We start from the raw sequence: 21938 nt of genomic DNA on the forward strand, positions 1-21938 counted from the left end.
AGCTGATGACGAACATTCCTGATCCCGTTTCGCAGTCGGAGAGCAGGCCGAACTTTCCACGAAACTGAGTTATCGCGGTTTGGCGCGCCCTTGCTATTCATAATAGCTGCGCTGCACGTAAATAGCACACACTAGGCGCCCCCACCCCCACCAAAGCATTTGGGTTAGTGGTGCCCGGGACCGGAATCGAACCAGTGACACGCGGATTTTCAATCCGCTGCTCTACCAACTGAGCTACCCGGGCAGTGGCGGGGTGAACCGCCTTGGCTGAAGCCGAGGGCCTTATAGGAGATCGGTTTTGCCGGTGCAAGAGCCAAAGCAGCGTGTGGAAAACCAAATCGTGTCTTGGGCTTAGAACTCGTCGTCTTCCTCGCTGCCGTCGGGCACGCCAGCGCCCACTTCCCCATCGCCAATGGGCTCGGCCGGGATGGCGTAAGCGCCGGTAAACCAGCGGTTGAGATCCACGTCGGCGCAGCGCGCCGAGCAGAAGGGGCGGAATTTTTCCACCGGCGGCTTGCCGCAGATGGGACAGGGCTTGGTTGTGGGTAACCGGGCCATCACACGCCTGAATGGCTGGATTTGTTGAGCCAGTTGAAGTGCACGGGATAGCCCTCGCCAGCCAGCAGCGCGGCGGTCTCCGTCAGGGGCAGCCCGACAACCCCGGAATAGGAGCCCGAGAGCTTAATCACGAAAGCTCCCGCGATGCCCTGGATGGCGTAGCCGCCGGCCTTGCCCTGCCATTCGGCACTGGCGAGATAGGCTTCCATTTCGCGCACCGACAGGCGCTTGAAGCGCAGGCGCGTTTCCACAATGCGCTGGCGCTTGGCCCCGCCGGGGGTGAGCACGGTGATCGCGGTGAAGACGCGATGCGAGCGGCCCGACAAGAGGCTGAGGCAATTGGCAGCCTCTTCCATGGTTTCGGCCTTGGGCAGGACGCGCCGGCCCACCGCCACCACCGTATCGGCGGCCAGCACCAAGGCTTCGCCGCCAAAGCCGGCCGTGCGGGCCTTGTGCTGGGCAGTCAGTGCCTTGAGATCAGCCAAACGGGCTGCCAGCTTGCGCGGCAACTCGGCCTTCTCGGGGGTTTCATCGACATGGGTGGGCACCAGGTGCTCAGGCTCGATGCCGATTTGATTGAGCAGAGCCAAACGCCGGGGCGAGGCAGATGCCAGAATGAGTTCCGGACGGGTGGCCATCAAATGGCCTTACCGGAAGCGGAAAGTCAGGCGGCCTTTGGTGAGGTCATAAGGGGTCATTTCACACAACACCTTGTCCCCGGTGAGCACGCGAATGCGGTTCTTGCGCATACGACCCGAAGTGTGCGCAATGATCTCGTGATCGTTTTCCAGCTTGACCCGGAAGGTCGCGTTGGGAAGCAGCTCTACTACGGTGCCTTGAAACTCAAGGACTTCTTCTTTCGCCATGAAAACTCCTGAAAAGAAACCCAGCGGGCAGGTTCTGCCGGCCGGGGTCCTGAAATTGCGCGCAACCTAACGGAATTCAAGGGACTTGTGAACCACCGGAAACCAGTGGCTCCAATTGCTCGCGCACGCGCCGGCGCAGGCTGTCGCGAAGCTCGCGATAGGCCCCAAGAACTGTCTCGCGATTGCCTTCCACACTGGAGGGATCAGCCAGGGGCCAATGTTGGACCTCATTGGCCTCAAGGCCCTTGCGCTCCACGGCCCCGGGGGCGTCATCCGAAAGGGTGACAACGAGGTCGAAGCGGTTGGCGACGAGTTCATCCAGGATATGGGGCGTGTGCACCGACATATCAATGCCGATTTCGGCCATGACCTCATGGACGAACTGGTCGGCCACCCCGCCATTCACCCCCACCGAGCGGGCGAGCAGGCGCCCGGGGAATAGCTGGCGCGCGAGCGCAGCGGCAATGGGTGAGCGTACCGAGTTCATCGAGCACACGAATAAAACGCTCGGCAGCTCGCTTTTGCGCTGGTCGATCCGGCTGGCATAGGGCTGGACGGCGCACACAAGGGTAAAAAGGCGCCGCGCGGTGGGCAGATCGAGAATCAGCTTGTTGCGGAGCCGGGTGCGCAGCAGTTCGGCGGCCTCGTCATGCATGCCGCGACGCGCCATGTCGACGGTTTCGATCTGGAAGGGCTGGGCCGAGCGGATCGCCTCGTAATAGCTGTCGCGAATACGGAAATAATCGCGAATCAGGCTGCGGAACGGGGTCAGCGACAGGTAATGGGCCGCAATGGGCTGGAAGGTTTCGGGGTGGCGCACATCGAGCACGATATAGTTGCCGATGATCGACATATGCAGCGCAAAGGGGCCAACAGCATCCACTCGGGCGGGGCGGAAGCTGTTGTCTTCCAGGAGGTCATAGATGGCAATGCGCCATTCATGCACCTCGTCGGGATTGATCGAGGTGATGGTGTTGGGATCGAGCGTGACCGTCACGAGGCGGTCCGTTTCCGCGCTTGCCGATCGTAGCTCCATCGAAATGCTCAACGGTTTAGCCGAATAGCGATGGAGCGCCCGTGTCCTTCGAGTGCTTCCACATTGGCAATGGTTATGGCGGGCTCAGCAAGCGCCGCGAGCGAACCCGGCGTGCAGCCCAGGATCGAGGTGCGCTTCATGAAGTCGAGCACCCCCAGCCCCGAGGCAAAGCGCGCCGAGCGGGCGGTGGGCAGCACATGGTTGGAGCCCCCGACATAATCGCCGATAGCCTCGGGTGTATGATGGCCCAGGAACAGCGCGCCGGCATGGCGGATGCGGGGCACCAGCGCCTGCGGATCGTCGACGGCCAGTTCCACATGCTCGGAAGCGATGCGGTTGGCCAGTTCCACGGCTTCGCCGAGCGAACGCACGACGATGATGGCGCCAAATTCGTCCCAGCCTTCACGCGCCAGGCCCTCTTTGGGCAGCAAGGAAAGCTGGCGATCCACTTCGCTCGCAACCGTGTCGGCCAGGTCCGGCTCGGTGGTGACGAGAATGGATTGGGCACCGCCGCCATGCTCGGCCTGGGCAATAAGATCGGCCGCTACCCAGGCGGGATTGGCAGAGCCGTCGGCGATCACCAGCACTTCGGAGGGGCCGGCGATCATGTCGATGCCGACCTGCCCGAAAACCTGGCGCTTGGCCGCCGCGACATAAGCATTGCCGGGACCCACGACCTTGTCGACCCGGGCGATGGTTGGCGTGCCATAGGCCAAAGCGGCCACGGCCTGGGCACCGCCAACACGATAAATCTCGGACACCCCGGCAATGCGCGCTGCCGCCAGAATGGAGGGGCTCAGCTGCCCGTTGGGCGTGGGCACCACCATGGCGATGCGCTCGACGCCCGCCACCCGCGCCGGTACGGCGTTCATCAGCACCGAGGAAGGATAGGAGGCCAGGCCACCCGGCACATAGATGCCCACGGCGTCTACGGCCGTCCAGCGGCTGCCGAGCGTTACGCCCAGTGCGTCGGTGTAGACATGATCCTGCGGCAACTGCTTTTCGTGATGCGAGCGAATGCGGTCATGGGCGGTTTGCAGCGCCGCCACCACATCGGCGCTCACCTGGGCCGCGGCAGCGTCTATTTCTTCGGGGGTGACGCGCAGGGTCTGGGCGGTTACGCCCGCCTTGTCGAAGCGATTGGTCAGCTCCACCACGGCCGCATCGCCTGAAGTGCGCACATCGCGAATGATGCCGGCAACAACATCGCCCACCTCGACCGAGGCTTCGCGCTTCCCGCCCAGCAGGGCGGCAAACTGCGCTTCAAAATCCAAATGGGCAGTGTTTAGGCGAAGGGGCATCAGGCGGCCTTATGGTTACTCGAGACTGTGGGCTGGCTTGGCAGCGGCCGCCCAGGCGGCGCCGAGATCAGCCAGCCGGGCCTCAAGGCACTCCACCGTCAGTCGCACCGTGCCACCGCCGGCAAAGCTGAGTTCGACAATGCCAGCGGGATCGTCGGTAACCGAAAAGGTGACGGCGAGCAATTCCAGGACGCCATCGCGCGCATTGGGATCAAAACCGGCAATCGCCACATGGCTGACCCTATCGAAGTGCAGGCCGGCCCGCTTGCGCAAGCCCTTGCCGCGGGCATCGGCACTTTCCCAATCGAAGCGGTTCATCAGCAGGGCGAAGCGGCGATCGGCGCGGGCATAGCCCATGTCGCTGACCCGCACCACGGCATCCTGCACATGGGCGGAAATCACTTCCAGATCTTCGCTATCAAGCGCGAGGAGCTTCAGATCGGTCATGGGGCAAGCCTTGTATGGGTGGGAATACGCCTATCTGGGCACCCTTTAGCTGATCTACAAGCTTGCCCCCTCGCGGGCAATGTCACCACCCTCAGAAAAGCTGTGCTGGCCCGGAGCATTGCCGGGGCGCGGCAGAGCTCTTGCGTCACGTTATTGTCACAAATACAAATCGACTATGACTCAAACGCTGCTCCGACCTCCCGAGCTGACCGCCGCAGATTACCGGGAGCAGTTTCCCGAGATCACGGTTGGGCTGAACTGGGAGCGATTCGCCGCCGAACGCTGGCCCATTGAGCGTCGGATTCTGACCAATCGCCAGGAGCTGCTCGGCTTTCATACATTTTTCCGCAAGAGCCTCGGGCGGATCATGCCGCATTTCCTGCACTGGCTGGCCTCGCAGCAGATGCGGATGGGCGATGTGGTGGAGAACTTCGCCCGCATACCGGCCGAGCACCGGGCGAGCGTCGAGTATTTCGTGGCGCAGTGGGCAAGCAGCCCGGGGCCACTCCAGCTTGACCTGCCGACCTACCGGTTCGCGCCAAGCGAGCACTTCATCCTCGACGGCAATCACCGCGCCACGGCAATTGCCTTATCTGGCAAGCCATTCCGGATCGAGCTCGTGAGCGTTGTTGGCCCGCGCGAGCGGGACGCCCTGGTGGATGTGGCCTCCTGCCGCTGAGGCACTTGCCAAGAAATAGGGCCGATTCACAACAGAACCGGCCCCCGTCAGTTAGCCCGCGATGCGCTCGATCTCGGCGCCGCAGCGGCTGAGCTTGTCTTCGAGGCGTTCGAAACCCCGGTCCAGATGGTAAATGCGGTTCACCACCGTTTCCCCGCGCGCAGCGAGCCCGGCGATCACCAGCGACACCGAAGCGCGCAGATCGGTCGCCATGACCTGGGCACCCTTGAGCTGGGATTTGCCGGTGATGGTCGCCACCTGCCCATCGACATGGATATCGGCGCCGAAGCGGGCGAGCTCGGCCACATGCATGTAGCGATTCTCAAAGATGGTTTCGCGGATCTTGGATACGCCGGTAGACATGGTCATCAGCGCCATGAACTGGGCCTGCAGATCGGTCGGAAAACCCGGGAAAGGATCGGTTTCCACATCCACGGGCTGAATGCCGTTGCCGTTGCGGCGCACGCGAATGCCCTTGTCCTCGATGATGATCTCCGAGCCGGTCTGGCCCAGAATGCCCAAGGCTGACTGCAGGTGCTCGGCGCGCGCGCCGCGCAGCAGCACATCGCCGCCCGTCATTGCGGTGGCCATGGCAAAGGTGCCGGTTTCGATGCGGTCGGGAATCACATCCACGGTGGCGCCATGGAGCTTGTCGACGCCGACCACGGTCAGCGTACGGGTGCCGATGCCGGTGATGTCAGCGCCCATGGCGACGAGGCACTCGGCGACATTGGTGATCTCGGGTTCCTGGGCGGCATTTTCGATCACCGTCGTGCCCTTGGCGAGCGTGGCTGCCATCAGGATGGTGTGGGTGGCGCCAACCGAAACCTTGGGAAAAACGATATGCGCACCGCGTAGGCCACCCTTGGGGGCGCGGGCGACCACATAGCCGTCGTCGATATCGATGCTGGCGCCAAGCTGCTTGAGCCCGAACAGGAACAAATCCACGGGGCGCGTGCCGATGGCGCAGCCGCCGGGCAGTGAAACCCGCGCTTCGTGGCAGCGAGCCAGCAAGGGGCCGATCACCCAGAAGCTGGCGCGCATCTTGCTGACGAGGTCGTAGGGGGCCGTGGTGTCGACGATATCTGCCGCGAGGAACGTCATGCGCTGGCCAACAGCGTCTTCCTCGCCGCGGCGGCGGCCATGCACGGCAATATCGACGCCGTGATTCTCGAGAATACGCTCGAGCTGCTTGACGTCGGCAAGGCGCGGCACATTTTGCAGCACCAGCGGCTCATCGGTCAGCAGCGAGGCGATCATCAGCGGCAAGGCGGCGTTTTTCGCGCCCGAGATGGGGATTTCGCCCCGCAGTTCATTGCCGCCGACCAGACGAATGCGATCCATTTGGGAGAAATCCTGGGTGTGGGGCGCAAACCCCGGGAAGCGAGCGTGGTGCCTGCCCGGGCCTCGAAGCGAGAGCCTGTGGGCCGGCACCGGTGGAAACAGGCAAGATAGTTCGCCTGAAAATGGTTTACGGATCCTTGACCGGCGGTGTTGCCGGCGCAGAAGGGGGCGCCTGCGTGTCCGCATCGGCCCGAGCCTTGGCCTGACCTTTGCGGCGCTTGAGATTCTCACGCAGCTTTGCGGCCAATCTTTGCTCACGTTGGAGGGCTTGGGTGGATTTGGTCATGGTGATCAACACGAGTGAAGCTTGCCTATAAAAGCTTTTTAGCCTTGCGTCGAGCCAAGGCCTATGGCAGTAGAGCCGCGGTCGCCGGGCACTGCCCCGCAACCACCCAATGCTGCCGTAGCTCAGTGGTAGAGCACCCCCTTGGTAAGGGGGAGGCCGACAGTTCAATCCTGTCCGGCAGCACCAGTTTTCTTCCCCTACATCACGTATCTTCGCCGTGACCCGGGCTCCTGCCGGATCAGGGGCGGACCAAGTCCAGTTCCTTGCCCAGGCTTTCCATGGCGGCTGCGAGCCGGTCATGGGCCGGGATGGCGCCGGCGGCCGTCGTGAGCATCAGCTGCTGGATGTGATTGTCGTTGTAAAGGCTGATCATGAAGTCCTCGACGGGGAGCGCTTCGGCCGGCACGGCGACCGGGAGCAGTTCGAGGCGTGGGCCGTCCGGCTGTAGCGCCACCAGAGCGAAAATATCGGCCAAGGCCGGCGCGCTGGAGCGCAGCCAGGCGCGATAAGAGGGAAAATCGGGGGCGCCATGCGGCAATGGCGCGCCCGCCTCGACGCAGGCCTCCCATATCCGGTCGGGCACATGATCGAGCAGCACCGCGACGAGCCAGGCCTTGCGCAGCGACAGACGTGCGCATTGGCTTGCGGCAAAGTCGCGCTGCAGCAGGTGCCAGTGGGCGGCGAGCTGCTCCCGCGCTCCACCGGGCGCGGGTATGGCTTCCCCGTTGCTCACTGCAGATGCTGCGCGAAAAAGTCCAGCGTCCGCTGCCACGCCGTTGCGGCGCTCGCCGCGTCATAGCTGGACTGCCGCTCATCGTTGAAAAAGCCGTGCCCCGCTGGATACAAATATACCGGCACCTGCGGATAGCGGGCGCGCAACTGCTCGATTTGCTCGAGAGGAATGCCGGTGTCGCGATCGCCAAAATGCATTTCGATGGGGATGGTGGGCGCCAGATCAATGTAATTGGGGATGCCGCCGCCATAAAAACCGGAGGCCGCGGCAAGCGCGAGCCCCGCATGCGCGGCGCGCCAGGTCACCATGCCGCCAAAGCAATAGCCGGTGATGCCGACCTTGCCCGCTTCCTTTGCCACCTCAACGGCGGCGGCCACATCGGCAAGACCCTGCTCCGGGCGGAAGCTGCCAAAGAAGGCCCGCGACTTGGCGAATTGCTCGGGGCCGTAATCGTTGACCTCGAAGCCGGGGGCCCAGCGATCCTGCATGGCCGGTGCCACGGCAAGGTAACCCTGCGCCGCAAAGCGGTCGCACACGGCGCGGATATGATGGTTGAGGCCAAAGATCTCCTGGATCACTACGACGCCGCCTTTGGCGGGCCCTTCGGGATCAGCCCGGTAACCCGCAATGCGCGCGCCGTCGCTCGCCGTCAGTTCAATGGTTTGGCCCACAATATCACTCCCTTGCCTCGCCCGTGGCGCAATGTCGGCCAGATGCAGCCGGCGGCGCCATTGCACTCAACGCGTGAGCCGGCGATTGGAGCCCTTCGTTGCTGGCGTGGAAACATGGGGCCACCCCTCGCGTTAGGAGGGTTAACGGAGCAAGGAGACTGCAATGTCAAACCAACACACCGCGCGTGGGCGCGCCCAGGACCGGGCACGCGTTGCTGGCGGGCAGGACCATGAGGTTCGTTATGAAGCCCGCAAGGAAGGCGTATCCCAGGAGGAAGTGAAGGAAGCCGTTCAGGAAGTCGGCAATAGCCGCAAAAAGGTCGAGCAGAAGCTCGAACAGGGCAACTAGCCCGGCTAGAAGGGCCGCACCAGGGGCAAGGACCCGACCTCCCGCGCCACTATTCGGAGCACTCCCTAAGCGTTTGAACGCTTGTGCGGAGCGCTGCCTGCAATAGTGCTGCTGCGGGAGACCGCGCCATGCCGAGCATCGTTTATCTCGTTCCCAACCTGGCCGATCCGGCGGTGGCACGCCGCATTGCCATGTTGCGCGCGGGCGGCGCAACGGTTTCCGTTGCCGGCTTTCTGCGCGGCGGCGCGGTAGTGCCCGAGCTCGATGTGCAGCATTGCGTTTGCCTCGGACACACTTTCGACGCCCGGTTTACGCAACGCCTCGCAGTTGTCTTCCGCGGCTTGCTGCGCATCACCAGCCGCTTGGCGAACTGGCCCAGGCCGGACCTTATCATTGCCCGCAATCTCGAAATGCTGCCCCTGGCGGGGCGGCTGCAAAACCGATGGGCCCGGCAGCCCCAGCTGGTTTATGAATGCCTCGACATCCATCGTTTGCTGCTGCGCCAGGATTGGCTCGGGCGCAGCTTGCGCGCAGCGGAGCGGCACTGGTCGAGCACTGCAGCGCTGCTGATCACGAGTTCTCCCGGCTTTCTGCGCCATTATTTTGATGCGCAGAGCAGTCTTCCCACCCTGCTCCTCGAAAACAAGGTGCTGCTGACCCAGGGCACCATCCCCCCAGCCCCGCGCCCAATGCGCCCGAACGGGGTGATCAGGATCGGCTGGTTCGGGGCGCTACGCTGCCAGCGCTCCCTGGATGCGCTCGCCGCCCTAAGCGATCGCTGCGACGGCAGGGTGGAGGTCGTGCTTCGCGGCCAGCCCGCGCTGAGGGAATTTCGCGATTTCTTCGCGCAGATTGCCGAGCACCCCCATCTGCGCTTTCTCGGGCCCTACAGTGCCGCCGAACTGCCCCAGATTTATGCCGAGGTGGCTGCAAGCTGGGCGATCGATTTCTTCGAGGAAGGCCAGAACTCGGCCTGGCTGCTGCCCAACCGGCTTTATGAAGGCTGCCTGTTTGGCGCCATTCCCATCGCCGTGGCCGGCACGGAAACGGCCGGTTATCTCCAGCGCCACGGCCTCGGCGTCGTTGTGCCCGATATTGCAGCCGCGACCCTCGACAATATGGTGGCCCAACTGACGCCCGAGCGGATGGAGAGGCTGGCGGCTGCTGTTGCGCAGGCGGAGCCGACCCAGTTCGCCCATGGAGCCGAAGACTGCCGCGCGCTGGTAGCGAGGCTGGCGAGCCTTGGCAGCGCCGAGACGCAGGCAGCGGGGGCGTTGGCGTGAGCGAGGCTGTTGCACAAGTCCCCGCTGTCGACAGCCCGCCGGCTGCTTCAACAAGTGTCGATATTTGTGTTTGCACCTTCCGGCGACCGCACCTTGCCCTAACACTGGGTTCGATCGCCGCGATCGATGCTACCGGCGCCCAGATCCGCGTGCTGGTCGCCGACAATGATGCGGTCGCATCGGCAGCGTCCCTGGTGGAGGCGCAGCGCGCCGATTTTCCCTTTTCCCTGCTCTACCTTCATGTCCCCTCGGCCAATATCTCGCTGGCGCGCAATGCCTGCCTCGAGCACGCCGATGCCGATTTCGTCGCCTTTGTGGATGATGATGAACTGGTCTCGCCGAGCTGGTTGAAAGCGCTTCTGGAAACTGCCCGGCAGACCCAGGCCGATGTGGTGCTAGGCCCGGTGCGAGCGCTTTACGAGCCTTCGGTGCCCGCCTGGCAGCGCGTGGGTGATTTTCATTCCACCCTGCCGGTTCAAACCGGGGGCGGGATCCGCACCGGCTATACTTGCAATGTCCTGCTGCGCTGCACCGCTGCCGTCAAGTCGATGCGCTTTGACCTGGGCTTGGGGCAAACGGGTGGCGAAGATACCGAGTTCTTTTACCGCCTCACCGACGCGGGCGGCCACATTGCCTTTGCGCCCGAGGCCTGGGTTTATGAGCCCGTTCCGGCAAGCCGCACCGGCCTAGGCTGGCTCGTCGGGCGCCGCTTTCGCTCCGGGCAGACCTATGGAGCGCGGCTGCTCGCAACCGGCGAGAACCGGTTGCGAGCGGTAGCGCTCGCCAGCGCCAAGGCGGCGTTGTGCTTGGGACTTACCCTCGCAACAGCGTGGTCGCCCATAGCTTGGCGCAAGAACCTGCTACGGGGCGTGCTGCATCTGGGCGTCGTGGGAGGCCTTTTCGGCACCAGACAGGCCCGTCACTACGGCGCCTGAGAAGGCTAATGCGAGACCCTCTTCTCACCCGCTCGCCTTTACTCAGTTCAAGTATCCGCAACTTCACCAATACTATACGTAGTTGTACTATTCATATGCAGAAAACAACGTAATGAACTTGGTTGACCAGAATTACGCATAGACCATATGCGTTCTGGGCATTGTTTATCTTCCTCATTCATGTTTTGTTAACTCGCGGCTTGGGACGCATATTACCCTGTCTTCGAGGATTACTTTCTGCCTGGTGCCAACAGCGCGTTCATTCCGCCTTGGGCGAGACGGGCCGCCGGTGGAGCACGCCACGGAAGCAATCCGGACTGGGGTCGCGTCGATATGGTTGAGGCAAGGCACGAATGTCGCTGGTCAATTCTGATGTTTCCCGAATTCCGTCGTTCTCGGAACTGCCGCGCGGGGGCAAGCTGAAGCGCAGTTTCGATATAGGCGCCGCCGCCATCCTGCTGTTCCTGGCGCTGCCGGCCATGCTCATCATTGCAATGATGATCGCCACCTGGGATCCTGGTCCCGTGTTGTTCGCCCATGAGCGGATCGGCTATAAGGGGCGGCGCTTCCGCTGTCTCAAATTCCGCTCCATGGTGGTCAACTCCTCCGAGGTGCTTGCCCGCCATCTGGAGGCCTCGCCGGGGGCCCGAGCCGAATGGAACGCCAGCCAAAAGCTTTGCGCTGACCCCCGCATCACGCCGCTCGGTCAATTCCTGCGGATCACCAGCCTCGATGAGCTGCCGCAACTGATCAATGTGCTCAAGGGCGAGATGAGCCTTGTCGGGCCGCGGCCGATCGTTCAGGCCGAAGTGCCCCGTTATGCCGACGCGATCTCGGCCTATTGGAGCGCCAGGCCGGGGATCACCGGGCTTTGGCAGGTCAGCGGCCGCAGCGATCTGGACTATAACAGCCGCGTGGCGCTCGACGAGCACTATGTCCACACCTGGTCGATGCACAACGATCTCAGCATTTTGCTGCGCACGCTCGTCGTCGTGCTCGTGCGCAAGGGCAGCCGGTGAGTTTCGGTAGTGGTCTCCGGCCCATGGGGCGGGACCTCCGGTGACCGGGCACCTTGTGCAATCGGGGTGTGAGCCGCTGGTCAGCGTCGTCATGGCCAATCACTGTGGCGCACCCTTTCTGGCCGCCGCTATCCAATCGGTGCTCGACCAGAGTCATGCCAAGCTGGAACTAATCGTGGTGGATGATGCCTCGCGTGACAACAGCGTCGAGATCATCCGCTCCCTTGCCGCGAGCGATGCTCGCCTCAGGCTGCTTGCCCTGGCACAGAATTGCGGGCCGGCAGCCGCACGCAATGCGGGTCTCGACGCAGCACGGGGCGAATGGGTTTCCGTTGTGGATGCCGATGACCTGATCGAGCCCGACCGACTGGCGCAATTGCTGCACTTGGCCGGTGCCTTTCAGGCCGACATTGTCGCCGACGACCTGGCGTTCTTTATGGAGGGAGCAGCGCCGCATCACCGCTTGCTCGGCGGCCTGGAACTGTCGGAACCAACCAGCATCACGCCCGAAATGCTGATCACGGAACGCGCGGCGGCGCGCGGAGCCGGCGTCCAGTTCGGCTATCTCAAGCCGATGATACGGCGCCAGTTCGCCAAGACCGCGCGCTACAACGAACAGCTGCGCATTGGGGAGGACTACGAACTGCTGCTGCGCCTGGTGCTGGAGGGGGCAAGGCTTTGCGTCACGCCGCAGAGCTTTTATCATTACCGGCGGCATAGCGCGTCCCTCTCCCATCGGCTGTCGATCGATACTGCGCGCGCCATGCTGCAGAGCCATGATGACCTTGCGCGAGTTTACGCTGCAACATCTCCCGGCATCCGGGCTGCCTTCGAGCACCGGCGCCAGATCTTGAGCGAGCAACTGGCCTATGAACACCTGGTCGAGGCACTCAAGCAGCGCCGGTTCGCCCCCGCCGCCAGTGCGGTGCTGCGCCAACCGGCTCTCATCCGCCGCCTGGCTGTTTCTGCGCGCGAACGGCTCGCCCGAGGGGGACACCGTTCGTCCAATTCGGTTGAGCTGTCGCCATGACGCTCGCAGTCCATTCCCCTCGCGCTCTCAGCCCTGGCTGGCAGATGCGCCTCAATCTCGCCGCCCTGTTGAGCGCGATCTGCCTCGGCGCTCTGCAACTCGATCCGCTGCTGGGTAGCCGGGCCATCCTCCTGTTCCTGGGCTGCGGCGGCGTGTTGGTGCTTAGCAATGTGCAGCACAACATCCAGGGCCTCCTGCGCTTCTGGCTTATTCTGCTGCTGCCGCTTTATTGCTCGGCATCGACCTTGTGGTCCGAAGCGCCCCCTGACTCCTTTCGCGGTGCCATCCAGCTTTGGTTGACGGTCATCATTGCCATCACCATTGCCGTTCGGGTGCCGCCGCGCTCTGCCCTGCGTGCAATCTTTGTCGTGATGTTCCTCACCATGATCGCCAGCGTGTTGTTTGGCCGCGTACGCGCCGATATCGGCGCCTGGGTCGGCATTTTTGGCAGCAAGAATGCCTTTGCCGCTGCGGTGTCCGTCTTCCTCCTGGCGTCTCTCGCCACCCTTGGCGACCGGGCCGGCTCGGCGCTGGAACGCTGCCGGGCTGCTGCTCGCTTTGCCGCTGATCGTGCTGGCCCAATCGGCCGGGGCCATCATCGTGGTTTTGCCGGGAGCAGCCTTGATCATGATTGTGCAGCTCATGCGCTGGTTCGCTCCGACGCACCGGGTGGTGCTTGCCGCCGCCCTCCTCATGCTCGCTGCCGCCATGTCCCTGCTGATCGCCGCATACTGGAACGAGATCATGCAGCTCGTGCTCGAGAGTTCGGGCAAGGACGTTACCCTGACCGGCCGCACCGAGCTTTGGGCGGTTGCGCTCGATTTCATCAGCCAACGGCCATGGTTCGGTATGGGTTTTCGGGCCTTCTGGCTGCATGGCTTTGCGCCTGCCGAAGCCTTGTGGGCCCAGTTCGGCATCGGCAGCCGCAGTGGCTTCAATTTCCACAACACCTACCTGTCCAATGCCGTCGAGATCGGCATCGTCGGCGTCGCTCTCCAGGTGGTGCTGCTGGCAACGGCCTTCATCCTCACCCTGCGCTGGAGCCTGCGCGCGCCCTCTGCCGCCAACGCGTTCTTTGCCGGTTACCTGACCATGATCCTTTGCACCTCCATGGTTGAGGTGCAGGTGTTTTACCAGTTCAGCTTCCAAACCGTGGTGGTGCTGCTGGCCCTGGTTTACGCCATCCGCGCCGCGTCTCAAATTCCCCGCCGCAGCCCTCTGCGTTACAGCAGGTAACGCACCCCCTGCCTCACCGGCTCACGCGGCCGTTGCCCGGCGGCAAGTTTGTGGCGAACAATGCCGCCGGCCACCGCAGCCCAAGCGGGTCCCCTCAACCCCAGCTGGCGGCAAGCTGCCGCAAGGCCCTGCTGCCGCCGGGTATCGAGAAAGCAGCGGAGCTCGAACTTGGCCCGCGTTTCGCGAAGATGCACGAGCAGGGCGCTGCGGGCCGCTGGCGGCAGGTTTAGATCGCGCAGCAGCGCCGCGTCCACCTCAACCAATTGTTGCAGATCAACGGTGCGATGGCGCCCACTCAAGCTATCGGGCCGCACCAGCGCCCGATACCCGCAAGAACGCACCACCGCAAAGCGGGCGCCGCGGGCCAGCAAACGAGCATAAAGGTCATAATCTTCACCCAGCCGCAACGCGGGGTTGTAGAGGCAGCCGGTGCGCAGCAGCGTTTCGCGCCGCAGCACAGGCTTGAGGAACCCATACTCTCCCCGGTCCACCCCCGCCCGCGCCAGATTGCCGGCCACGAACGCCGCCAGACCTAGATAGAACGGCTCCCCGATCGAACGTTCGGGGAGGACGACCTCAGGATCGGCCACAAAGGCGATGTCATCGGCCAGCAGATCCCACGCCCCTTTGAACTGCGCCGGGCGCTCGAAGCGGCCGGGCAAAAAGGCGTCATCGGCATCAAGAATGGCAATGAACGGCTCGTCGCTGCTCTGGATGGCGAGGTTGCGGGCATAAGCCGGCCCCCGGTTCTGCTCGAGCCGCAATACCGTAACCCGATCCGTCCCCGCCCCTTCCCGCCGGGCGAGTTCACCAGTGGCATCGCGTGAGCCATCATTCACCACAACGACGCGCCGCACTTCCGGCTCTGCCAGCGCTGAGCGCACCGCCCGCCCGATGGTTGCGGCAGCATCCTTGGCCGCAATGATCACGCAGACGCCGCCGGCCAGGCCCCCGCCCCGCTGGCTCGCATTGGCCTCAGGCGTGCTGTCGCTCACGGGCAAGCACCTTAGCAGGTGATCGATTGGGGGAACAAGCAGCGCTCCCCAGGGGCCGTATAGCCAACCCAGTCCACGTCCATGGTCAGGGGCGCGCCTGGGTCCTGGAACTTGCCCATCCAGTCGCTCAGCGTTTCGGTGGACCACAGGCTGAAATAAAGCTTTTGCTGATGCTCGGGGGTCGGCGCCGGCTCCCCCAATTCATGCACCAGCGCCCCATTGACGAAATAGCGCACCCGCCCTGGCTCCCAGACAAAGGCATAATCGATAAACGCCTTGTCGCCCGGCTGCGGCAGCAGCGGGGTGGCCAGTTCCACGCCCTTGCCACCGACATAGCCACCGGCCTGCACCCGCGCGGGGTCCTTGAGCAGGATCTCGAAGTCGATCTCGTCATGCACCTCGCCGACGGGCGGGCCGCCATAGGTAAAAAAGGCCGCGTTCAGCCCCGGCGCCTCCGGCGGGGTCTTGAGCCGGGCTTCATATGTGCCATAGCTGAACCGGGCATGGCTTTGCAGTTCCCCGCAGCGATAGAGCCGGTTGGCGGCCGGATTGCGGGAAAACCCCACCTGCAGCACGCCCCCGGTTACCGCGATCTCGTTCTTGGACCAGCCGCAGCTTTGGTGATTGCCATTGCTCCAGCCATCGGAGGCGAACCAGCGCTCAGGGTCCAGCCTGTCGAAATCATCGAAAAAGCTCCCGCCCAGCTCGCGCTCCTCGGCGTGAACGCCGCCAAGGGCAAAACAGGAGGCCAGCAACATCACCGTCAGCGTTTGGGCAAGCATGGTGCCACCTCCGAATTGATGCGTCATGGGCTCGCAACCCTGATGGAGCGGGTGACCCGGATCACGTCGCCGGGCTGCAGTTCACTGGTTTCGGTGCCCGCGGTTTCGCTGCCGGCCCGAACAATGGAATAGCTATAAGCGACCAGCTCATCCCCTTCGGCCTGCAGCGCGGCGCCCAAAATTATGGCGTCCGTGATCAGCGCTTGCTGGGTATTAAGCTGCACATTGAGCTCGTCGATTTGCCCATCCACCTGCTGCAGCTCAGCCGTGAGCTCGGCCGTGCGATCATTGTCAAGCGCGGCAAGGTTTCGGTCGGTATCGCTGATGCTTTGCTGGGCGCGCAGAATGGCGGTGCCAATATCGAGCAGCCGGGTTTCGAGTTCCGCCACATTCTGCTCAATGGCGGACACCCGCGTATTGGCGGCAAGGCCATCACTGGCCAGCGACTTGATATTGCCCAGCTCACGGCGGGCAATCTCGAGTTGCCGCTCCACCGTCGCCTGCTTTTGCGCCAGCGTTGTCAGCTCGCGATTGAGCAGGTTGATCAACTCGCGCAGCGATGCCGCCTGCGCTTGCGCCCGGCTGGCATTGGCGCGTAGGATCGCCTGCTCTACCGCCACCACGGCGGCCCCATCCGCCACCGCGCTCAGTTCGGACGGGACCGGCACCTGGCTTTCCCCATCCAGTTCGGCGGTGAGGCGCGCGCGCCGCGCCAGCAGGCGCTGCAGCTTACCGCGGGCCACTTCCGCGCTGCCACTGGCGCTGATCAGGTCCCGTTCACCCCGCAGCAGGGCGTCGGTAGAAATGCGCTCGCCGCCTGCCAGGCTTACCGCCTTGATGACATTGAGCCCTGGGGTGAAGGGAAACTGCCCCGGCGCCTGCACATCGCCGGTCACAAAGACCGGGGCATAGGCGATGATCCCGACGGTGACATCGGGCGCGATATTGAGCCCGAAAACCTGCTGCAGCCCCTTGCTGATCTCCCCGCCCAGTTCGGCCGGCGACTTTCCCGCCGCCGCAGCCTCGCCCAGAAACGGCACCGGCACCGAGCCATTGGGGCCGATGGACGCTTCTCCGGCGAGCGCGGTCCATTCCCGGAATTCGCCGGCGCTGGGCAACCACTCCACCACCTTGATGGCAATGCGATCCGAGACACTAAGCCGATAATCGCCGGCCTTGGCCTGCACCGAGCTCGTCAGCGCCAAAACAGCGGCAAGCAGCGCCGTTCGAGCAAAGCTGCGGCTGTTCAGCGGCATGGTCGTCACCGGAATAATTTCCTTGTCGCCACAGCAGCGCGCCTCATTGTTGCAACACCAATCTGGCCTATCAGAAGCACCGATGGAGCACAGCACCGGGCTTATACTTACATCGCGCCAATATTAGCGCGCAGCTCACCCCCAGGTCTAAGATACAGATCATGCTCCAGTGCAGCAATTGCTTGCCCGATGCGCTGCACGCCCTCGGGAACCTGCAGCATGCGCACCTTGCCAGCGCTGGCGAGGGCGGCAGCGCGCCCGAAATAGGACGCCATGCTGGGACCAAACCCTGCTTCGCCAAAGCGCGCCATGTAAGCGTAGCGCAGCAGCGCCGCGAGCCCTTCGCCGGGCTCCACCATCGTCACCCCCGCCGTGTCACCGCGCCCGAGCACATAAAGGCGGCTGAGCGGCGCTGCTTCGGCCGAGAATCCTGTCGCAAGGCCATATTGCGACTTGGCAATCGCCGGGTGTAGCTGGCCCCCCTCACGCAAGGGTAGTGGTGCCAGGCCTGCAACGGCTTCATCCCAAAGCTTGAGTTGGCCGTAGGCTGGCAGGATTTCGATCCGGTTGCCGCCGGTAAAGGCCAGCGCCACCACATCATCGGAAAGCAGCGCATAGCCGGCGGCGACCAGGGCTGCGGCGGTGGTTGACTTGCCGGCGCCCTTGTCGCCCAGCAAGGCAATGCCGTACCCACCGAGCGTGGCGGCGCTGGCATGCAGCACCAGCAGGCCGCGCCGATGCAGCAGCGTTGCCATCACCGAACCCAAAAGCGGCAATGCCACCAGGGCATCGCTTACCCCCGCATTGGGATCGACCTCGATCAGGTCGGCCCTGCGGATGCGAAACGCACCGACCGTTTCCCAAGCCAGGTACTGCATTGCCGGCCCGAACTCGGCCACCACACCGGGCTCGCGACGCCTCGGATGATCTATCGCGGTCCGGCTGATCGTGAGGTCGACCCTGCCGACCGGCGCAGCGGGCAGTTGCGGCATCTCGATCTCGGACAACACCGTCAGTCCAAACAGGCGATAGCGAAAGCCCGGCTCGAGAGCAGATCCGCTCATGAGGTAGCCGCCCGGTTCTGCAGCCAAAGCGAAAGGAACAATGCGCGCCACAGCCCGAAAAGCTCACCAGCGTCGAGCCGAAGCGGGTCGGCACGGAGGCGCGCAATAGTCGACCGCACTTGGTCCATGTTCAGGAACAGGCTAACCCCGAAGCTGTCGCCGTCCAACGCGTCGAGCTCCCCTCCATGATGCTTGACGAGGCCAAGCCGCAGTTCGGAGCTGAAATCGGTCTTGTCACGCCGCCACTGCACCTGCGGCGGCAGGATGTCCTGCATGGCGCGGCGCAGCACGCTGCGCGACCACCCATCGCGCAGGATTTCGCTCGATGGCAGGCTCAGCGCGTAGCACACTAGGCTGCGGTCAAAGAAGGGAAAGCGCAGTTCCACCCCGGCAAGCGTGGCGGCGCGATCCAGCGCCTCAAAACTTTGCCCCACCGCAGGCGACGACACGTTCCAGCGGTGCAGGCTGTCCTCATCCGCATGGGCGGTCCGCAGCGCCTGCCGCCACTCGGCATAGCGATCGGCAAGGCAGCTGCGCTTCGCCAAGTCGGCCGCGACAAAGGCGGTGGGCCCCACGGCGCCGGTCTCGGGCGGCCGCAATGCCGACCAAAGCCTCTGCGCCCTCCCCGCCAGCCGGCGCCCCGGCCCATAAGCCGCAAAATAGCGCAGGAACACGCGACTGGGACTATCGTTGAACGTCGCCGCAACGCCACGCAACTCACCATAGAGTGCACCCCACCGACCCGCCTGCGCCAGTTCCGCCAGCCGGCCATAACCATGGGAGATCACCTCGTCGCCACCATGGCCGTCCAGCAGCACGGTGGCGCCCAGTTCCTTTGCGGTTTTGAACAAGCGCAGCATCTTGCCCGTGCCTGGGGCAAACAGCAGATCCGCATCACGAAGCGCCAGTTGGGAAACCCCCTGCAAGGGCGCCAGATCGTCGAAGGGAACAAAACTGGGCTGGAGCGGATAAGCGGCGAGCACGGCATCGACGTAGCGGCGCTCGCTGAGCTCGGGCGTGGCGGGATAGTCGAACGACAGGGTGTGCAGGCTGGCGCCCGGGCGCAGGCGTGCCGCAGTCGCCACGACCGAAGATGAATCGAGGCCGCCGCTCAACATGGCCCCGATCGCCGGCGCGCCGCGCAGCCGAGCCCGGACGGCTTGCTGCAACAGGTCGCGGACCGCTTCAGGAGGTGAAAGACTTGCGTCGGGAGCTGCCTGCGCTCTCCAATAGCGCCGCGTCACCAGTTCGCCGTCCTTGAGCTGCAGCCAATGGCCGGGCAGCAGGCGCCGGACCTGGCTCAAGGCGGTGGCGGCGGGATCATCCACAAAACCGGCAATGAAGCTGGCGACGCGATGCTCGTTGACCCCGTCGTCGTCGCAAATCAGGGCTCCAGGATCAGAACCGAAGGAAAGCCCGGCGCCACTTTGCGCGTAAAACAGCGGCTTCACACCCCACTGGTCTCGCGCACAGAACAGGGTCTGTGACCCCTCGTCCCAAAGGGCGAAGGCGAAATCCCCAAGCAGGCGGCTGCAGCAATCGGGGCCCCAGCGCAGATAAGCCAGGGTAACCAGCGCAATATCGCTGGCGCTGCGCTCATCGGCACCAAGCAGGTCAGCAAGTTCCGCCCGGTTGTCGAGCCGGATATCGGCAAGCCCGACGATCCCCGTCTCGGCCGCCGCGAAGTTGCTTTCAACAAAGCCCGTGCTGTGGCGATGTGCGTGCCTTAGATAAACCCGACCCCCGCTCCAACTCCCCTGCCCGTCGGGCCCGCGCATATGCAAGGCTCGGCTTTGGCGATCCAGCCACTCGGGACGTGCTACCCGGCTATGCTCGGCCAGCAGGAGGCCAGCAATGCCGCTCATTTTCTGCCAGCACCGAATTGTGCGATTGGGACGAAAGCGGCGACTTGCTGCCGCGAACCCCCGAGCTGCACCTGCCCGGCGACGCTGACCCAGGCATGGGCGGCAAATTCGCCCCGCTCGTTGTGCCGGACGCCGATCTTGAGTTCGGAAGGAACGCCGCGCCGGTGCAGCAGGATCTGGTAGGCCAGCCCTTGGGTGAGGCAACTGGCTCCGGGAACGAGTCGCGCCGCGTTGCGAACGACCCGGGCGATGCGCGGCACATCCGCCCCCGCCGCTGACCCTTGCCGATCAAGCCCAAGAAACTGGTGCTGCAACTGTTGCAACGAGGAAAAGCTGAGACCAAGGCGAACTTGGACCAGCAGGATAATGGCCTCCGCCAGCAGACGGTAGTCCGCAGCGCGCAACCGTCGCAAGCGGAACAGCAGTGATCTAGCGAACATCCACAAGCTTGGCTGCAATCAGGTCATCCAACATCAGATCGACATCCCCGGCACAGCTCGCCGCATCGACGTCGTATTCGGCCTGCACCGCCTGGATCAGTTCAGCCTTGCTTTGCGGCGCCTGCAACCGGCGCCACAGCAGCGCTCCCACGCCGTTGAGCGTGAAATATTCGTTGGCTCTCAGATCCAGCAGCGCAAGGCCGTCCCCCAGTGCCGTGGTCAGCACAGCATCGCCGTTAACGGCACGGAAGGTCAGGGTGCCGCTGGCGGCCTGGTTCAGCTCTTGGGTCAAACCCCGCTCCTGCCAAGGGCAATGTTCGCTGCCGAATGCGACGACCCAGCAGCGAATACGCGTTTACGAGAAGGTAAGGTCGCCAAAAGGGGTGCCTGTGGGAAAAGTCGCGTCCAGTGCGCTACCCGTAGATGCACCCTTGGTCACGGCTTCAACAGACCCGTGGCGGACCAGCCGCGGCACAGTATAAGTGAGTTTCGTCATGTCAATCTCCAGCCAGAACAGTTGAACTTTGTGCGCGCTTGCTGCAACACAACTGATCCTGCTCATTTGGGTCACAACAAGTCAACGCGTTATTAACTACTAGGTAGAGACACGTATATGGAAGATTGGCGTTGATTCGAGTTCTCTCGCGGGCAAACAACAGTTATCTACTTGCTGTCAGCTATCCAGCGGGGCCCGCCAATTCGCGCCGAGCTACAAACCGTGGTCCACGCGCTGCGCCAGCACTTTGCCCCTGGCGCACCAGATGGTCCCGCGCCCGGTCATGCCGGCGATTGCAGCGGAGTCTTGCGCATCGCCATCGCCAACAAGATCCTGCTTTACATCAGCGAGCCGCTCCGCCACCGATTGAGCCCGAGCGAGCAGGCCGCCGTTGCCGCCTACAAGTTCAGGACCTTCCAGATCAACTCGACGCTGCTACGCGAAAGCCTAGCGGTTTTTGCCACGCTCGAAGCCGTTCAGACTCCGTTCATCTACATGAAGGGGCCGCTGCAGCAGCGCCTGGTTCACGGTGATTTTTTCACCCGCCCGGTTGCGGATATCGACGTGCTGCTCCCCCGCCGCCATCATCGCGCCGCAGCCAAGTCATTGGAAGCATTAAACTATAGATCAGCTTCCACCTCGCTCTGGTGGCGCCTGTTCCTTGGCGAAGAGCATCTGGTCAAGACCGGAGCCTTTCCCACTACCATCGACCTGCACTACCGCCTCCAACAACCCGGCTCCCCCGCCCCTCGACGCACCAGTCAATATCTTGAAATGATTGATCAAATCGAGTTCTCAGGAACGCAGCTCCCCTGCCTTTCCCGGCACAAGATTCCTCTGATCTCAGCCATCAGCATCGCCAAGGGGCTTTACAACCGCGAAGCCACCGCCGCTCATGTATGCGATCTTTTCGTGCTGTTGCAGGACGATCTAGCGGCCCCTGCCCGGTTCCTCGCCACGGCCGCCGACCAGGGTCTGGGCGGCACGGCGCTCCTAGCGCTACGCGCCGTAACGGCGCTTTTTGCCAATGATAATCAACCACTTGACCGAGGACCACCCGTCCTGGCGAACGTCTCCGACAAGACGCTGACCCGCATGATCCTTACCCCGGATGACCCTGAGCTGGTCTGGCCCATGCGCCGGGACGTGCTGTGGGAGCTGTGCCTCGGTCAGCGGACGCAATACGCCAAGGAGGTGGCCAGGGCTCTCGCATCGGAAGCGGCATTGCGCCTGTTTGAAGGTCGGCGTCTGCCGGAGCAGAACTAAC

Annotated in this window: 25 protein-coding genes, 2 tRNA genes and 1 pseudogene; 9 read left to right on the forward strand and 19 right to left on the reverse strand. The window is 63.7% G+C overall.

Annotation, left to right across the window (positions count from 1 at the left end; translation table 11 throughout):
* Positions 1-168 precede the first annotated feature (168 nt).
* From AC3YOG_RS00790 to AC3YOG_RS00825, 8 genes and pseudogenes are all read right to left on the reverse strand, one after another.
* Positions 169-244 (reverse strand) — tRNA-Phe (locus AC3YOG_RS00790).
* Between the two features lie 107 nt (positions 245-351).
* A complete protein-coding gene (gene yacG / locus AC3YOG_RS00795) occupies positions 352-558 on the reverse strand; it encodes a DNA gyrase inhibitor YacG (protein ID WP_489933708.1) in 207 nt (68 codons plus the stop codon).
* On the reverse strand, positions 558-1196 hold the full coding sequence (locus tag AC3YOG_RS00800; protein ID WP_172122516.1) for a Maf family nucleotide pyrophosphatase: 639 nt from the start codon (positions 1194-1196) through the stop codon (positions 558-560). The genes yacG and AC3YOG_RS00800 overlap by 1 nt, the downstream gene beginning before the upstream one ends.
* A gap of 9 nt (positions 1197-1205) precedes the next feature.
* Positions 1206-1424, reverse strand: coding sequence for a translation initiation factor IF-1 (infA, locus tag AC3YOG_RS00805; RefSeq protein ID WP_127752095.1), 219 nt, complete (start codon positions 1422-1424; stop codon positions 1206-1208).
* A gap of 76 nt (positions 1425-1500) precedes the next feature.
* Positions 1501-1989 carry an arsenate reductase ArsC gene (locus tag AC3YOG_RS00810; protein WP_282567579.1) on the reverse strand — a complete coding sequence of 163 codons (489 nt, stop codon included), beginning with the start codon at positions 1987-1989 and terminating at the stop codon, positions 1501-1503.
* Positions 1987-2460 (reverse strand): annotated as a pseudogene (locus AC3YOG_RS00815) (UPF0262 family protein); the annotation flags it as partial. The gene AC3YOG_RS00810 and the pseudogene AC3YOG_RS00815, both read right to left, overlap by 3 nt.
* A gap of 8 nt (positions 2461-2468) precedes the next feature.
* Positions 2469-3761, reverse strand: a complete 1293-nt coding sequence (gene hisD, locus AC3YOG_RS00820; RefSeq protein ID WP_489933709.1) for a histidinol dehydrogenase — start codon at positions 3759-3761, stop codon at positions 2469-2471.
* A gap of 15 nt (positions 3762-3776) precedes the next feature.
* A complete protein-coding gene (locus tag AC3YOG_RS00825) occupies positions 3777-4208 on the reverse strand; it encodes a DUF2948 family protein (RefSeq protein ID WP_172122514.1) in 432 nt (143 codons plus the stop codon).
* A 175-nt stretch (positions 4209-4383) separates the two neighbouring features.
* Here AC3YOG_RS00825 and AC3YOG_RS00830 point away from each other — a divergent pair, with 175 nt between their 5' ends.
* Positions 4384-4887 carry a hypothetical protein gene (locus AC3YOG_RS00830; protein WP_489933710.1) on the forward strand — a complete coding sequence of 168 codons (504 nt, stop codon included), beginning with the start codon at positions 4384-4386 and terminating at the stop codon, positions 4885-4887.
* A gap of 51 nt (positions 4888-4938) precedes the next feature.
* Here AC3YOG_RS00830 and murA read toward each other — a convergent pair whose 3' ends face one another.
* Positions 4939-6231, reverse strand: a complete 1293-nt coding sequence (gene murA, locus AC3YOG_RS00835; RefSeq protein WP_127752091.1) for a UDP-N-acetylglucosamine 1-carboxyvinyltransferase — start codon at positions 6229-6231, stop codon at positions 4939-4941.
* Positions 6232-6628: 397 nt separating this feature from the next.
* On the opposite strand from murA, the gene AC3YOG_RS00840 reads away from it, so the two are divergent.
* Positions 6629-6703 (forward strand) — tRNA-Thr (locus tag AC3YOG_RS00840).
* Between the two features lie 52 nt (positions 6704-6755).
* On the opposite strand, the gene AC3YOG_RS00845 is transcribed toward AC3YOG_RS00840, so the two are convergent.
* On the reverse strand, positions 6756-7250 hold the full coding sequence (locus AC3YOG_RS00845) for a hypothetical protein (RefSeq protein WP_489933711.1): 495 nt from the start codon (positions 7248-7250) through the stop codon (positions 6756-6758).
* Positions 7247-7921 (reverse strand): dienelactone hydrolase family protein, encoded by a 675-nt coding sequence (locus tag AC3YOG_RS00850; RefSeq protein ID WP_489933712.1) that lies wholly within the window; start codon positions 7919-7921, stop codon positions 7247-7249. The genes AC3YOG_RS00845 and AC3YOG_RS00850 overlap by 4 nt, the downstream gene beginning before the upstream one ends.
* 163 nt (positions 7922-8084) lie before the next feature.
* Between AC3YOG_RS00850 and AC3YOG_RS00855 the strand changes: the two genes are divergently transcribed.
* From AC3YOG_RS00855 to AC3YOG_RS00880, 6 genes are all read left to right on the forward strand, one after another.
* A complete protein-coding gene (locus AC3YOG_RS00855; RefSeq protein WP_489890671.1) occupies positions 8085-8270 on the forward strand; it encodes a DUF3606 domain-containing protein in 186 nt (61 codons plus the stop codon).
* A 128-nt stretch (positions 8271-8398) separates the two neighbouring features.
* Positions 8399-9553 carry a glycosyltransferase family protein gene (locus AC3YOG_RS00860; protein WP_489933713.1) on the forward strand — a complete coding sequence of 385 codons (1155 nt, stop codon included), beginning with the start codon at positions 8399-8401 and terminating at the stop codon, positions 9551-9553.
* Positions 9550-10488 (forward strand): glycosyltransferase family 2 protein, encoded by a 939-nt coding sequence (locus AC3YOG_RS00865; protein ID WP_489933714.1) that lies wholly within the window; start codon positions 9550-9552, stop codon positions 10486-10488. Before AC3YOG_RS00860 ends, AC3YOG_RS00865 begins: the two co-directional genes overlap by 4 nt.
* A gap of 353 nt (positions 10489-10841) precedes the next feature.
* On the forward strand, positions 10842-11507 hold the full coding sequence (locus AC3YOG_RS00870) for a sugar transferase (protein WP_489933715.1): 666 nt from the start codon (positions 10842-10844) through the stop codon (positions 11505-11507).
* Positions 11508-11547: 40 nt separating this feature from the next.
* Entirely contained in the window at positions 11548-12537 is a 990-nt protein-coding gene (locus tag AC3YOG_RS00875; protein ID WP_489933716.1) for a glycosyltransferase family 2 protein, read from the forward strand.
* A gap of 456 nt (positions 12538-12993) precedes the next feature.
* Positions 12994-13773 (forward strand): O-antigen ligase family protein, encoded by a 780-nt coding sequence (locus tag AC3YOG_RS00880; RefSeq protein ID WP_489933717.1) that lies wholly within the window; start codon positions 12994-12996, stop codon positions 13771-13773.
* Here the strand turns inward: AC3YOG_RS00880 and AC3YOG_RS00885 are convergent.
* The 8 genes from AC3YOG_RS00885 to AC3YOG_RS00920 form a co-directional block, all read right to left on the reverse strand.
* Positions 13761-14768 (reverse strand): glycosyltransferase family 2 protein, encoded by a 1008-nt coding sequence (locus AC3YOG_RS00885; protein ID WP_489933718.1) that lies wholly within the window; start codon positions 14766-14768, stop codon positions 13761-13763. The two genes, AC3YOG_RS00880 and AC3YOG_RS00885, sit on opposite strands and share 13 nt — an antisense overlap.
* Positions 14769-14779: 11 nt before the next feature.
* A complete protein-coding gene (locus AC3YOG_RS00890; RefSeq protein ID WP_489933719.1) occupies positions 14780-15577 on the reverse strand; it encodes a family 16 glycosylhydrolase in 798 nt (265 codons plus the stop codon).
* Positions 15574-16806: a polysaccharide biosynthesis/export family protein gene (locus tag AC3YOG_RS00895; RefSeq protein ID WP_489934534.1), complete on the reverse strand. Its 1233-nt coding sequence runs from the start codon at positions 16804-16806 to the stop codon at positions 15574-15576. Before AC3YOG_RS00895 ends, AC3YOG_RS00890 begins: the two co-directional genes overlap by 4 nt.
* Positions 16807-16913: 107 nt before the next feature.
* On the reverse strand, positions 16914-17870 hold the full coding sequence (locus tag AC3YOG_RS00900) for a phosphoenolpyruvate carboxykinase (ATP) (protein ID WP_489933720.1): 957 nt from the start codon (positions 17868-17870) through the stop codon (positions 16914-16916).
* Positions 17867-19735 carry an asparagine synthase-related protein gene (locus AC3YOG_RS00905; protein ID WP_489933721.1) on the reverse strand — a complete coding sequence of 623 codons (1869 nt, stop codon included), beginning with the start codon at positions 19733-19735 and terminating at the stop codon, positions 17867-17869. Before AC3YOG_RS00905 ends, AC3YOG_RS00900 begins: the two co-directional genes overlap by 4 nt.
* A complete protein-coding gene (locus tag AC3YOG_RS00910; protein WP_489933722.1) occupies positions 19732-20175 on the reverse strand; it encodes a lasso peptide biosynthesis B2 protein in 444 nt (147 codons plus the stop codon). The genes AC3YOG_RS00905 and AC3YOG_RS00910 overlap by 4 nt, the downstream gene beginning before the upstream one ends.
* The gene (locus tag AC3YOG_RS00915) at positions 20165-20467 is read right to left on the reverse strand and encodes a PqqD family protein (protein ID WP_489890681.1); all 303 of its coding nucleotides are present in this window, start codon (positions 20465-20467) and stop codon (positions 20165-20167) included. Before AC3YOG_RS00915 ends, AC3YOG_RS00910 begins: the two co-directional genes overlap by 11 nt.
* A 63-nt stretch (positions 20468-20530) precedes the next feature.
* Complete coding sequence (locus AC3YOG_RS00920; protein WP_489933723.1) at positions 20531-20737, reverse strand: lasso RiPP family leader peptide-containing protein; 207 nt, start codon at positions 20735-20737, stop codon at positions 20531-20533.
* Positions 20738-20842: 105 nt separating this feature from the next.
* Here AC3YOG_RS00920 and AC3YOG_RS00925 point away from each other — a divergent pair, with 105 nt between their 5' ends.
* A complete protein-coding gene (locus AC3YOG_RS00925; protein ID WP_489933724.1) occupies positions 20843-21937 on the forward strand; it encodes a nucleotidyltransferase family protein in 1095 nt (364 codons plus the stop codon).
* Position 21938 lies beyond the last annotated feature (1 nt).

This window comes from Devosia sp. Z6_126 (assembly GCF_058133495.1).

Coding starts and splice junctions, on each gene's coding strand:
- yacG (WP_489933708.1), bottom strand. CDS start 558: ATGGCCCGGTTACCCACAACCAAGCCCTGTCCCATCTGCGGCAAGCCG.
- AC3YOG_RS00800 (WP_172122516.1), bottom strand. CDS start 1,196: ATGGCCACCCGTCCGGAACTCATTCTGGCATCTGCCTCGCCCCGGCGT.
- infA (WP_127752095.1), bottom strand. CDS start 1,424: ATGGCGAAAGAAGAAGTCCTTGAGTTTCAAGGCACCGTAGTAGAGCTG.
- hisD (WP_489933709.1), bottom strand. CDS start 3,761: ATGCCCCTTCGCCTAAACACTGCCCATTTGGATTTTGAAGCGCAGTTT.
- AC3YOG_RS00825 (WP_172122514.1), bottom strand. CDS start 4,208: ATGACCGATCTGAAGCTCCTCGCGCTTGATAGCGAAGATCTGGAAGTG.
- AC3YOG_RS00830 (WP_489933710.1), top strand. CDS start 4,384: ATGACTCAAACGCTGCTCCGACCTCCCGAGCTGACCGCCGCAGATTAC.
- murA (WP_127752091.1), bottom strand. CDS start 6,231: ATGGATCGCATTCGTCTGGTCGGCGGCAATGAACTGCGGGGCGAAATC.
- AC3YOG_RS00855 (WP_489890671.1), top strand. CDS start 8,085: ATGTCAAACCAACACACCGCGCGTGGGCGCGCCCAGGACCGGGCACGC.
- AC3YOG_RS00860 (WP_489933713.1), top strand. CDS start 8,399: ATGCCGAGCATCGTTTATCTCGTTCCCAACCTGGCCGATCCGGCGGTG.
- AC3YOG_RS00870 (WP_489933715.1), top strand. CDS start 10,842: ATGTCGCTGGTCAATTCTGATGTTTCCCGAATTCCGTCGTTCTCGGAA.
- AC3YOG_RS00880 (WP_489933717.1), top strand. CDS start 12,994: ATGCCTTTGCCGCTGCGGTGTCCGTCTTCCTCCTGGCGTCTCTCGCCA.
- AC3YOG_RS00890 (WP_489933719.1), bottom strand. CDS start 15,577: ATGACGCATCAATTCGGAGGTGGCACCATGCTTGCCCAAACGCTGACG.
- AC3YOG_RS00895 (WP_489934534.1), bottom strand. CDS start 16,806: ATGCCGCTGAACAGCCGCAGCTTTGCTCGAACGGCGCTGCTTGCCGCT.
- AC3YOG_RS00900 (WP_489933720.1), bottom strand. CDS start 17,870: ATGAGCGGATCTGCTCTCGAGCCGGGCTTTCGCTATCGCCTGTTTGGA.
- AC3YOG_RS00905 (WP_489933721.1), bottom strand. CDS start 19,735: ATGAGCGGCATTGCTGGCCTCCTGCTGGCCGAGCATAGCCGGGTAGCA.
- AC3YOG_RS00910 (WP_489933722.1), bottom strand. CDS start 20,175: ATGTTCGCTAGATCACTGCTGTTCCGCTTGCGACGGTTGCGCGCTGCG.
- AC3YOG_RS00920 (WP_489933723.1), bottom strand. CDS start 20,737: ATGAGCAGGATCAGTTGTGTTGCAGCAAGCGCGCACAAAGTTCAACTG.